The 12,861-nt window shown below is 38.6% G+C and carries 10 protein-coding genes; 9 read left to right on the plus strand and 1 reads right to left on the minus strand.

Going from position 1 to position 12,861, the window contains the following annotated elements:
* Window positions 1-218 precede the first annotated feature (218 nt).
* The 9 genes from D1839_RS14345 (at window position 219) to modB (ending at window position 12,130) form a co-directional block, all read left to right on the plus strand.
* Complete coding sequence (locus D1839_RS14345; protein WP_183030246.1) at window positions 219-2,399, plus strand: glycoside hydrolase family 3 N-terminal domain-containing protein; 2,181 nt, start codon at window positions 219-221, stop codon at window positions 2,397-2,399.
* A gap of 3 nt (window positions 2,400-2,402) precedes the next feature.
* Complete coding sequence (locus tag D1839_RS14350; RefSeq protein ID WP_199690206.1) at window positions 2,403-5,738, plus strand: GH36-type glycosyl hydrolase domain-containing protein; 3,336 nt, start codon at window positions 2,403-2,405, stop codon at window positions 5,736-5,738.
* Window positions 5,739-6,715: 977 nt separating this feature from the next.
* Window positions 6,716-7,180 carry a GreA/GreB family elongation factor gene (locus D1839_RS14355; RefSeq protein WP_158589672.1) on the plus strand — a complete coding sequence of 155 codons (465 nt, stop codon included), beginning with the start codon at window positions 6,716-6,718 and terminating at the stop codon, window positions 7,178-7,180.
* Window positions 7,181-7,513: 333 nt separating this feature from the next.
* Entirely contained in the window at window positions 7,514-8,524 is a 1,011-nt protein-coding gene (moaA, locus tag D1839_RS14360; protein ID WP_120380628.1) for a GTP 3',8-cyclase MoaA, read from the plus strand.
* A gap of 473 nt (window positions 8,525-8,997) precedes the next feature.
* A complete protein-coding gene (moaD, locus tag D1839_RS14365) occupies window positions 8,998-9,231 on the plus strand; it encodes a molybdopterin converting factor subunit 1 (RefSeq protein WP_120380629.1) in 234 nt (77 codons plus the stop codon).
* 154 nt (window positions 9,232-9,385) lie between these two features.
* Window positions 9,386-9,982, plus strand: coding sequence for a molybdenum cofactor guanylyltransferase (mobA, locus tag D1839_RS14370; RefSeq protein ID WP_120380630.1), 597 nt, complete (start codon window positions 9,386-9,388; stop codon window positions 9,980-9,982).
* A 16-nt stretch (window positions 9,983-9,998) separates the two neighbouring features.
* Window positions 9,999-10,511, plus strand: coding sequence for a MogA/MoaB family molybdenum cofactor biosynthesis protein (locus D1839_RS14375; protein WP_286164821.1), 513 nt, complete (start codon window positions 9,999-10,001; stop codon window positions 10,509-10,511).
* Window positions 10,512-10,655: 144 nt separating this feature from the next.
* A complete protein-coding gene (gene modA / locus D1839_RS14380; RefSeq protein WP_120380632.1) occupies window positions 10,656-11,459 on the plus strand; it encodes a molybdate ABC transporter substrate-binding protein in 804 nt (267 codons plus the stop codon).
* A complete protein-coding gene (modB, locus tag D1839_RS14385) occupies window positions 11,459-12,130 on the plus strand; it encodes a molybdate ABC transporter permease subunit (protein WP_120380633.1) in 672 nt (223 codons plus the stop codon). Before modA ends, modB begins: the two co-directional genes overlap by 1 nt.
* Before the next feature lie 63 nt (window positions 12,131-12,193).
* Here the strand turns inward: modB and moaC are convergent, their stop codons facing one another.
* Window positions 12,194-12,688: a cyclic pyranopterin monophosphate synthase MoaC gene (gene moaC, locus D1839_RS14390; RefSeq protein WP_120380634.1), complete on the minus strand. Its 495-nt coding sequence runs from the start codon at window positions 12,686-12,688 to the stop codon at window positions 12,194-12,196.
* Window positions 12,689-12,861 lie beyond the last annotated feature (173 nt).

Raw genomic sequence — 12,861 nt, forward strand, 5'->3', positions numbered from 1 at the left:
GATTATAATAAAATTTGAAGTCGCTTTCAACTATTTTTTGTGGACAACTTAAGTTTTTAATATATATTTTCGTTAAATGTTTATAAATCAATGTTAAAAGGATATTTTAGCGGGATTCCATTTGACTAACGTTAAATAAACACTTATAATCCAGGTTGTATTCTTAATTGAAACGTTTCGAATGAAGTTGCTTTTTATAGTTAGGAGGAGGGGTAACGTTGAATGAAAATAAGATCAAAAATCTATTAGGAAAGATGACCTTGGATGAAAAAATTGGACAAGTCACACAATTGGCCACCCCATTTTTTAAAGGTGCTTCTGATCAAGGGCAAATAACTGGACCAATGAAAGATATAAATATACCAGAAAATATGATGCAACTTGCAGGATCTGTTTTAGGTGCTTCTGGAGCAAAGGAGACCAAATTGATCCAAAAGCAATATTTACAAGATAATCGGTTAGGCATTCCTTTACTTATTATGTCTGATATTATTCACGGCTATAAGACTATTTTTCCAGTTCCATTAGCAATAGGTTCCTCTTGGGATTTGCAATTGGCGGAAAAAAGCGCAACCATTGCTGCTAAAGAAGCTGCTGTTAGTGGTGTACATGTAACTTTTGCACCGATGGTGGATCTAGTTCGTGACCCACGTTGGGGAAGGGTGGTGGAATCAACAGGTGAAGATCCTTATTTGAATAGTGCATTTGCCAAAGCCCAGATTCGTGGTTTCCAAGGTACTGATTTAAAACATGATCATGAACGTGTTGCCTCGTGCGTCAAGCATTTTGCTGGTTATGGTGCAGCTGAAGGTGGCCGGGATTATAACACGGTGAATATGTCAGAGCGAGATCTGCGTGAATCATATCTCCTAGCCTTTAAGGCAGCCCTGGAAGCTGGAAGCGAGTTAGTCATGACAGCCTTTAATACAGTTGACGGCATTCCAGCGAGTGGAAATAAATGGTTGATGCGTGACTTACTACGTGAAGAATGGAAGTTCGATGGTGTTGTTATTTCTGATTGGGGTGCAGTGAAAGAGTTGATTCCGCATGGTGTTGCAGAGGACGAAGCGGAAGCAGCCGCTAAAGCTCTGTCAGCGGGTGTGGACATTGAAATGATGACAGACTGTTATGCTAATCACCTACAATCACTCATAGAATCAAATCAAATCGATACATCCCTTTTAGATGAAGCAGTAATGCGTATTCTAGAGTTGAAAGACAAGTTGGGATTGTTCGATCATCCGTTTCGAGGTGCTGATGAAAAGCGGGAAGCTGAGATCGTTATGTGTTCAGAACACCGACAGGTTGCACGTGAACTTGCCGCTAAATCCTGTGTCCTGTTACAGAATAAGGGAGATATATTGCCGCTTCATCCAACACGAAAAGTAGGTTTAATTGGTCCGTTTGCTAACAATAACGATATTCTTGGTGCGTGGTCATGGCTTGGAGCAAAGGATGACGCTGTAACGCTATATGAAGGAATTATGAAAAAAGTACCTGCTTCAAAGTTAGTCGTAGCAAATGGTTGCGGAATTGATACTAGCTGTGAGAGCGAGCTAGCTAAAGCGATAGAGGTTGCCAAGCAATCTGATGTGATTGTTTTAGCCTTAGGAGAAAGCTCTGATATGAGTGGAGAGGCTGGTTCAAGGGCGAATATTCAATTGCCGCACGTTCAATTACAATTAGTAGAAGCATTGGCTGAATTAGGAAAACCAACTGTTGCCGTATTGTTTAATGGACGGCCGCTTGATTTACATGGTGTCGTTGATAAGGTAGATGCAGTGCTTGAAGCCTGGTATCCAGGAACAGAAGGCGGTTCAGCGATTGCAGATATTCTTTTCGGTGAGGTAAATCCGTCCGGGAAAATTACCATGTCGTTTCCATATAGTGTAGGGCAGATCCCAGTATACTACAACAACTATAATACGGGACGTCCTAAAGGTGCAATTAACGCCCAGGAACGGTACGTATCGCAATATTTAGATTGTCCGAATGAAGCTTTGTTTCCTTTTGGATATGGATTAAGCTATACCAGTTTTGATTATAGTAATTTTGTACTCTCTTCAGATACGATAACACCAGATAAGCCTTTAACGATCAAGGTAAAGATAACGAATAAGGGAGATGTAGCTGGAGAGGAAGTGGTACAACTCTATGTTCGAGATTTAGTCGGTGAAGTTGTGCGTCCACTTAAGGAATTAAAAGGATTTAAAAAGATATATTTACAACCAGGTGAGGAAAAAGAAGTTACGTTTATGTTGACAGAAGAACACCTACGTTATTATCATGCAGATTTATCATTTCATAGCGATGAAGGGAAATTTGAAGTGTATGTTGGTCCAAATAGTGTGGATGTAATGGCATTGTCGTTCGAATTGCGTAAAACGAAAGGAGAATAACTATTGAATCTAGGAGATAAATTTCACTTAAAAGCACGAGACATCACATTTACATTTCTTCAAAGTGGCGATATTTATGAAATTTCCCATAAAGAAACAATGATTAATCAGTGGCTGTCAAACCCTATTGATGGAGCGCTCAATAATATATATTTACGGATATATCGCAATGGGGATATAACAGCGGTTCCTTTAATAGGTATCCGGTCGAATAGTGAGATTTTTACTACTGAAAAATATGTGAAGTGGAAAGGTTTTTTTGAGGATGTAAACTATGAGGTCACTTTCTATTTAACGGATGCAGGAGTTTGGTTTTGGGATGTGTTGTTAACTGGAGAGGATATAGAAGTAGACTTAATTTATGCTCAAGATTTAGGTTTGGCTGATAAAGGTGCTGTTCGCTCGAACGAAGCTTACATGTCTCAATATATGGATCATTCTATTTTTAGAGATAAGCAAAAGGGCTATGTTATTTGTACCAGACAAAATCAACCGCAAAAAAGTGGATTCCCTTATATACAGCAAGGTGCTTTGAGCAAGGTCGTAGGTTATTCTACGGATGGATTTCAATTTTTTGGCTTATCCTATAAAACAACAAATCAAGCCGAAGTGTTAACAAAACCTTGTTTAACAAATAAAAACTATCAGTATGAATTTGCATATACAGCATTACAATCAGAGAAACTTATTTTAAATGGGGAGCGGCATTTCGTATTTTATGGTTTGTTTAAAGAAAATCATTCTTCTGCAATTCAGGAGTTGGAATTTGATCATGAAATTAAAAAAGCATGGAGTTATATAAGATCCGAACCAAAAGATAATAGTCCATTAAAAAGGGTCCGTTTGTTATCTAAAATAGGAGATCCGCTGCAAACATTGGAAATGACAACACAAGAAATCGAAAAATATTTTCCTAATCGTCAGCTGGAAGAGTTTGCTCAGGGAACATTACTTTCCTTTTTTACAGATACGTATGAACATGTCGTTTTAAAGCGAAAAGAAGAACTTGTGGAGCGTCCGCATGGGCATATCATCATGAGTGGACATAATGATCAAGTGCGAGAAGATACGATGTCAACTACTTCATATATGTATGGAATATTTAACTCACAGACCGCCATTGGTAATACTTCTATGAATAAAATGATAACTAATGCACGAAATCCGTTAAATATTATGAAAACGTCGGGGCAAAGGATCTATATTCAAATAGATGGAACGTATCGTTTGTTAACGATGCCTTCTATGTTCGAAATAGGTTTTAATTATGCCAGATGGTATTATAAATTTCTAGATGATGTTATTGTTATTACTAATCTTACTAAGGTTGATGCAGCTGTAATTCAGCTGCATGTAAAATCGGAAAAAGGAAAAGCGTATAGGTTTATGGTTACAAATCAAGTAACGATGAATAATAATGAATATGAAGTCCCTTTTCATATAAAACAGAATGGAAATATCGTTGTTTGTACTGCCGACTCTAAATCAGATAGTGCGGCTGTATATCCGGAGTTAAACTATTATATTCACGTTACAGGTACTAAGATAACCGTTGACGATGAGCGAGAATTAGCTACAAACATTTCTCCATTATCTGCATCACTTTTAGTCATGACTATGAGTCCTACAGCTGAATGGAAACTGAACATCCAAGGTTCATTAACTAAACAAGAACAACTCATTCAACTGTCGGATATTGCTAAAGAGATAAAGCGTTATCGCATCTATTACCGTCAAGTTAATAAGGGGTTTAAACTAACTACTTCTGGTAAGTCTACGAGGGAACTAGAGAAAATAAATACGTTAGCTTGGTGGTATACGCATCAAATGCTCGTACATTTTTCATCTCCCCATGGATTAGAACAATATGGGGGAGCCGCTTGGGGTACTCGTGATGTGTGCCAAGGTCCAAGCGAATATTTTCTAGCTACGCAAAATGATCAAGCTGTTCGGGATATTATTAAAACCGTTTTTTCTCATCAATATGAAGATACAGGTAATTGGCCGCAATGGTTTATGTTTGATAAGTATACGAGGGTTCAACAGGAAGAAAGCCATGGGGATATTATTGTTTGGCCACTTAAAGTAGTTGCTGATTATTTGGAAGCGACCGGGGATTATAGCATCTTAGAGGAAGCAGTTCCGTATACAGATAGAGGTACATTTGCATTTACAACACGAAAAGCGACGATTATGGAGCATCTTCTAAAAGAAGTAGATTATATCAAGAACCACTTTGTCCATGATACGTTTTTATCGTTATATGATGATGGTGATTGGGATGATACACTGCAACCTGCGAATGAACATTTAAAGAAATACATGTCCTCAAGCTGGACGGTCGCACTAACGTACCAAGTATTACAAAAAATGGCGCAAGCGTTAGCGGTGTATGATGAAAAAGAATCGTCAAAGATGAAAGAGCTTGCTTCAGGTGTAGAGTCTGATTTTAAAAAATATATCCTTTCAGAGAATATCATTCCAGGTTTTGTATATATGGAAAAACCAGGTAATATTGAGTTTATGCTTCATCCTACGGACTCAAAAACGGGCATCCATTATCGCTTATTACCAATGCAACGTAGTATTATTAGCGAATTATTCACAAAAGAGCAGGCTGAACAACACTATAAGTTGATTAAAGAACACCTGTATTTTCCGGATGGCGTTCGGTTAATGAATCGCCCTGCAAATTATGAAGGTGGAGTAAGTACGCATTTTAAACGTGCAGAGCAGGCGGCGAACTTCGGTCGAGAAGTAGGGCTGCAATATGTGCATGCGCATATTCGCTTTGTGGAAGCGATGGCAAAGCTTGGTTATGATCATGAAGTATGGAAAGGCTTGTCTGTAATTAATCCAATATTAATTCAAGAAGAAATACCTCATGCAGAAATTCGCCAGAGTAATACGTACTTTAGCAGTTCGGATGGTAAATTTGCTACAAGGTATGAAGCACGAGAAAAATTTGCTCAACTCCGTACTGGAGATGTTGCAGTAAAAGCGGGATGGCGAATTTATTCAAGCGGACCAGGGATTTATATGAATCAATTGATCTCAAATGCATTAGGAATACGCCGTCAGCAAGGAAATCTTGTAATTGACCCCGTTTTGCCAATGGAATTGGATCAATTAGAGTTCACATTTCAATATGATAGGAAGCCAGTAACGTATCAGTACCATTTACAACATGGGAAAAAACAAGTGATTATTAATGGTAATAATGTGGGTATTACGTCGTTAGCAGATAATCCTTATCGAGAGGGAGCGATCATGGTCCAAGCCGAAGAACTGGAAAAATATTTACAAACTGATGAAAACAAAGTAGAGATTTATTTGTAGAAAAGACAAGGTTAATCGCCTTGTCTTTTTTTAAGAGATAAGAGAGATAAGAAAGTATAAAAATTTTAGCATTGGGATAACGATATAACGGAATAGTCACGTCCGGCTTAAGGCCCAGCAACTAGGCGACTTCACTTCATTGCCTTACGATAAGTCATCATGGGTTCGTCGCTAAGAAGAAGACCGACTTAAAACGGGCTTGCCGCCCAAACGTTGGCATACCATTGTTTTAGTGGCATGATTCCTTTATCCCGTAAAAAGGCTTGTAGACTCCCGATTCAGGAGTTGGATAATTTTCTATGCCATGAATTCACGAAGGATAAACTTCTGAATGTGTTAATGATGAAAGTATGATCGTATCTCAAAGGACATTCAAAAATAGATTTAATCTTCGTCATGGAAAGGAAGAAAAGAGTGTGAAACTTTTAGAAGAGATTCTAAGCAAACGAAATATGAAAGACGGCTATAAAAGCGTGTACGTTATAAAGGAGCAAGTGGAGTAACCGTAAATGAACGGAAGGGTACCTAATGGAACAGAAAGATTGAAATGTCGCATACGGAACTTTTTATACGGTGGTGTGAGAAGTTCTTAATCCTTCCCTCTACTCGGTATTTAAGTGTTGCTAAGTTCGTGAGTTGAGATAAAGGCTTGGAATCAGATACGATAGTATAAATTATTGAAAATTTACACTTACTTCAAATGAAGATGGAGTAAAGTAAAGGTCATAACCGATGAGTTAGAACCATAAGGAAACGATGCCAGATGAATATCTCCTTCCTATTTAGTCGGTGAGCTATTATTGGGTTCTCTATTGGATTTGTGATAAGTGTAGCTTCTAGTGTATCTATGATTTAATACTAATGCTGAAAAAGGCAAGAAGAGGACGTGATCTGATTTTGTCGCTAATACCGGAGAGCCAGTTGGTAGCTTGTTTTCCAAATGATATAGTATGCTGTGTTTAGTGGAGGTAAATAGTTTGAAAAACAACATACAAGTAACTAAATCAGGATACCTAGAGCTTCAAAAGAAACTAACCTATTTAAAAGCAGTAAAGCTGCAAGAGGTAAATCAACAAGTAAAGGAAGGGCGGGCTTTCTGTGATTTTGATGAAGATCCAGAATTTAGAAAGTCCTTGGAGGAACAAAGCGTCATACAGGCGCAAATTACAGAATTAGAATCCATACTGGACCGTGTAGAAATAATGGAAGTAACCAAAAGTGATGTCGTTGAACTTGGTGCGTTTGTTACGTTTAAAGAATTACCCGATGGACTTGAAGAGACATACCAGATTGTTAGTCCTGCCGAGGCAAATCTGCAAAAAGCGCATATCTCCGCTAGTTCACCAATTGGAAAAAAATTGATCGGTAGGAAAGAAAACGATGAAGTATTGGTAGAAATACCTGCAGGAACAGTGAAGCTGCTAATTACTAAAGTTCATTGATAATAATGAAAGGGGTGAAATCTTTATCCCTGTTTTTAAGATGCTGTAAGACTCCCCCTTCAGGAATTGGATAAAATAGTCTAAATGGGGGTAACAGCATCTAAATTCCCGATATATTTCATTCTCTAACAATCAGTGAGGAGGGGATGATACCCCAATAATAGAAGATGTACTTTAACTTCCTTCGGTTATCTTTCACTAGTACAATACCATGTACTTTCAATAATTTCAGTGGCAGTATTTTTATACGAATAATTCACCAATTTGTAAGGTATTTAGAGTTTGATTCTGTTAGAATGAATCTAAGTAGGAAAGGGAGAAGGAGGGGGTTCAATGTCTGTAATCAAAGATAAATTTGGGCGTCCATTGCAAGATTTACGGATTTCTGTCACGGATCGCTGCAATTTTCGCTGCAGATATTGTATGCCAAGGGAAATGTTTGGCAGAGATTTCACCTTTATGCCGAGAAAGCAGCTGCTTTCGTTCGAAGAGATAGAGCGGATCGCCAAAATCTTTGTTCAATTGGGAGTAAGGAAGATTCGATTAACTGGTGGAGAGCCTTTATTGCGTAAAGATTTGTCTGTATTAATTGAAAAATTAGCCTCTATTCCTGAATTAGAAGATGTAGCCCTTACGACGAATGCCTCTCTGTTAGAGCGCATGGCTTGGGAACTAAAATCTGCAGGTTTGAACAGGGTAAATGTAAGTCTAGATGCTATAGATGATGCCGTTTTTGCGGAAATTAATGATTCCAGTTACAAAACGAACACGGTTCTAAGAGGAATCGATAAGGCACAGGAAGTTGGGTTAGGAGTGAAAGTGAATATGGTAGTCAAAAAGGGGATGAACGATAACCAAGTCATTCCGATGGCGACCTATTTTAAAAAACGTGGTATTTCACTAAGGTTTATTGAATTTATGGATGTGGGTACGACAAATGCTTGGGACTTTAGCCAAGTGATTACGAAAAAAGAACTTTACGATGAATTAACAAAGCATTTTTCGTTAGAAGCTGTGAATCCAGCTTATGTTGGAGAAGTAGCAAAACGATATCGGTATACGGGGTCGACTACTGAAGTCGGGTTTATCACTTCTGTTTCTGAATCTTTTTGTTCTAGCTGTACTAGAGCAAGAATCGCAGCAGATGGAAAACTGTATATGTGCCTATTCGCATCAGATGGATTAGATTTAAGGAGTATATTACGTTCTGAATCGGACGATGAAGCAATACGTTCAGCGGTGGTGTCTGCGTGGCAGAAAAGAGACGATCGGTACTCTGATGAGCGGACAGAGGAAACAGCAAAAAATAGGAAAAAAATCGAAATGTCTTATATAGGTGGTTGAGCTTACAGAAATACAAGCAGTATAGATGGAAAAATGGACGAAAGCATTTCTTCTTAAGATAAGAAAGTATAAGATTTTTTTGGTTTATAGTATAAGAAAAACAAAAGGCTTTCGCCATAAGACTTGGCGATAAGCTAAGTCTTTCTAAAAAGGTAAGTATAAAATGAGGAGCTTGGGGATACCAAAATAACCGAATAGCCACGTCCGGCGCGTAAGCCCAGCAAACTAGGCGACTTCATGAATCGCCCTCCGATACATCATTGTTCGTGCCTCACCATGATTCCTAAAACTTTAGTTGATTCGTTCCAGTCGCTACGTTGCTAAACGGACGCCCGCGCCTCTGTTCTTTGCTCAATTGAAACTCTAATAGGATATTTGGATCTTAATAGTTGAACGAACATGGAAGCTGTTCGACCATAGATCTAAAATAAATAAGGACTTTAAAATAGTGAAGATAAAGGAGGATAATCTAATTGATTGATGTTTTATTATTCGCACAGCTTCAGGAAGATTTGGGGACGGATCGATTACAAGTAAATGGAGATGGAATGACTGTTGAGGAATTAAAAAAACAACTCCAGGAAAGCCATCACTTACCTCAGCTTCAGCAAATGATGACAGCAATTAATGAGGAATATGTAAATGATCAGGAAATGATAAAAGCTGGTGATACAGTTGCTTTTATTCCGCCAGTAAGCGGAGGGTAGAGAATCAAAGGGCAGTTATGAAGACTGTATTTTGGTGTTCAGTTCTCGTATGAGCGGGAATCCATTTGAGCCTAACGATCTTTTTGATAATGCGTGTGGAATTTAGAGAACGGTTTTGCTAGCAAACGATATTTAATCGGAGAGGGGCGCTTTTGTGAAGCACAAAATAACAGGGGCGGTAATTGCTGGAGGTGCCTCCAGAAGATTTGGATCCCCAAAAGCATTTGCCAAGAAAGATGGGAAGCCTTTTTACCAAATTTCTGTGGATGTACTGCGTCCATTTGTCAAGAAAGTCTGCATGGTTACAAGTCCTGAGTTAGCTTCGTTTTTTCAGCATGACGAGATAGAGCTACAGGTGATAGAAGATGTAGCTCGCTATCAGGGGCATGGCCCGCTAGCGGGCATATATACTGCAATGGAGATTTGTAATACGGAGTGGCTAATCACGTTGCCAGTCGATGTTCCGTTTATGAAGCCGAAGATTTTAGAGATGTTGCTCCACCACGCTTCGAGTGATGTAGATGCAGTGATCCCAATCGTAGCTGGAAAAATGCAACCACTTGTTGCTTTATTCGATTGCTCTGTAAAAGAACGAATAAAAGAACAGCTCGATCAGGGAGAGCGAAGAATAGATCAACTGTTAGAAAAAATAAATACGCATTATGTGGAATTAGAAGATGTAGAGGCATTCTTAAATATAAATCGGCAAATGGATTACAAAAAATATGTTGGAGAGACAGAAAATACGTAGACTGGAGGTGCTAACATTGCTGCGTGATCATAGAAAATTTTCACCAAAAGCAGTTACCTGTGCCATTTTGACGGTCAGCGATACAAGGAATAAAGAGACAGATAAAAGTGGAAAGCTTATAAAGTCGTTTCTGGAAAAAGAAGGTCACGCTGTTCGGGCATATGATGTTATTCCAGATGAAAAGGCGAATATTCAGTCCTGTTTAAAAAATTATGGAAAAGAAGTGGAAGCGGTTATCATTAATGGAGGAACAGGGATTTCATATCGAGATGTTACGTTTGAAGCTGTTAAGCCATTATTAGAGAAAGAGTTACCAGGCTTCGGTGAGTTGTTTCGAATGCTCAGCTATCAATTGGATATTGGATCGGCAAGCATTTTATCAAGAGCGATAGCTGGAGTATCTCGAAACCGGATTGTTTTTGCCATCCCTGGTTCCAGTGGGGCGGTAAGATTAGCTATGGAAAAGCTTATTCTTTTAGAACTAGGGCATTTGGTAATGGAAGTGAGGAAAGATTTAGAGCGAAAATGAAACTATAACTTTCTTTCATTAGTGTCAATAAAAAAGGTGATCAATAATAGCGGTTTCTGCTTAACAGGAATTTTTTCTGTTTTCTTCCAATAGAACCCACTGGGCATGATGAGAATTAGATACGGAATAAAAGGATGAAGCAACGTGAAAAAAACAATTATATTCATTTTCGTAGTGATGCTGTTGTTTTTAACGGCTTGTGGAACTTCATCGAAGACAAGTTCTGAAGCTGATAAACCTATTGAGCTTACTGTTTCTGCAGCATCTAGTATGATCGAGGTATTAATGGATGTAAAAGAAAAATTTGTTGCAGAGAACCCGGAGATTGATGTGACATTTAATTTTGGTGGTACAGGGGCGTTACGGAAGCAAGTTGAACAAGGAGCACCAATCGATGTCTTTTTTTCGGCTTCCAAGCAAGATTATGAACAGTTAATGGAGGAAGGCTTTATTGATCGAGGTAAGGAGCTACTACAAAACCAATTAATTGCTATTAAACCAAAAGAGGTACCTGCCCAGTCTCTAGCGGATTTCATTGATACCGAACAAAAACTTGCTATTGGTACGCCAGAAGCAGTTCCAGCGGGTTTTTATGCCCAAGAAGTGTTAAAAAATATGGAAGTCTGGGAGAACCTTCAAGGGCGACTGGTATTTGCTAAAGATGTATCCCATGTCCTTCAGTTAGTGGAAGATAATGCGGTTGCTGCAGGCATTGTCTATAGTAGTGACCTTCATCGTGTAAACGGAGTAGAGGTGATGGAAGAGATTGATCCTAAGTTACATACACCTATATCCTATTACGTAGCGATGATCGAAAATGGAAATGAGCAATCCGCGAAGAAGAAAGAAGCAGCTCAACAATTTTATAATTATGTGCAAAATGAAACGAGTAGAGAGCTGTTTAACCAATTTGGTTTTGTTATCAGTAATAAGTCGGTGGGTGATTAATGGCTTGGTCATGGCATCCTGTTCAGCTTTCCCTTGTCGTAGCTAGTATAGCTACAGTTATCGTTTTTACATTTGCAATTATATCTGTATTCTGGATGACAGAAAAAAATGTTAAAGGGCGAACGATCATTGAAACTATCGTTTTCTTGCCGCTTGTGTTACCGCCAACAGTAATCGGGTTTCTACTAATTATGATTTTCGGTAACAACAGTTTTGTCGGGCAAGCCATTTCCACGCTACATGGGCAAACGATATTATTTACGGTCACTGCGGCAATTATTGCTGCCAGCGTTGTTGCTTTTCCACTCATGTATCAATCACTTAAAACAGGATTCCAAATGGTTGACGATAATATTCGCGGTGCGGCCAAGGTAGACGGAGCGTCGAGTTGGAAATTGTTATTTTTCATTACAATTCCATTATCTTATCGATCCATTGCAACTGGGTTTATTTTAAGCTTTACGAGGGCGTTTGGCGAATTTGGAGCAACGCTGATGTTTGCTGGGAATATTCCGGGGAAGACACAGACCATTCCAACCGCAATTTATCTTGCAATTGAATCGGGACAAATAGAAATTGCAGCCTATTATGCCCTCATCAGTATTGGTTTTTCGTTTGTTTTATTATTCTTAATGAACGGATTAACGAGAAATAAACAGCATAAAAAATAGCAGGGGGGGAATTTTCCTCCCTGCTATGTAACAATATACCTGCTTTACTGATGTAATGTGTAGCTAGTCTGTGTCCCTATGATAATCGCCGCTTTTTCCACCGCTTTTTTGTTGCAAAAAGGTTGGTCCAATCGTCATCCCTTTATCAATCGCCTTACACATATCATAAACAGTTAATGCTGCGGTGGCGGCTGCAGTTAACGCCTCCATTTCCACTCCTGTTGAACCGACTGTTTTAACCTCAGCTTCAATAACTAACTGATACATATCATAGGCATCTAACTCAACCCAAGTAAATGAAAGGTCTACACTGCTAATCGGTATCGGATGACACATCGGAATTAGCGATGATGTTTGCTTTGCTCCCATGATACCAGCTATTTGAGCTACCCCCAGTACATCTCCCTTTTTATTCTTTTGGTCGACAATATTTTCATAAACCATTTTATTCATATTTACACTTGACCGGGCGATTGCCATTCTTTCACTTTCGTTTTTTTCAGAAATATCAACCATTTTAGCCCTGCCGTGTTCATTAAAATGTGAGAAGTCTGCCATGCTGTCACCTGCTTTCTTTGTTAAAAAGAGTGATAATGTATTACTATTTTACCATTCAATGCTACTAAAATGAAATTATAGCTATTGTCTATAGTAGTGGTATTTCTTGTAAGGATGCGCCTTATATCTCTTAACTTATCAGCTGATTTTAGCAAAAACGACCAACCATTAGA

The sequence above is a fragment of the Roseburia sp. 1XD42-34 genome, from assembly GCF_009917385.1.
Taxonomy (GTDB): domain Bacteria; phylum Bacillota; class Bacilli; order Bacillales; family Amphibacillaceae; genus Virgibacillus.

Excerpts from the sequence above, each read along its gene's own strand:
- moaC (WP_120380634.1), bottom strand. The coding sequence starts at position 12,688 with ATGGCAGACTTCTCACATTTTAATGAACACGGCAGGGCTAAAATGGTT.
- modB (WP_120380633.1), top strand. The coding sequence starts at position 11,459 with ATGGCTTGGTCATGGCATCCTGTTCAGCTTTCCCTTGTCGTAGCTAGT.
- moaA (WP_120380628.1), top strand. The coding sequence starts at position 7,514 with ATGTCTGTAATCAAAGATAAATTTGGGCGTCCATTGCAAGATTTACGG.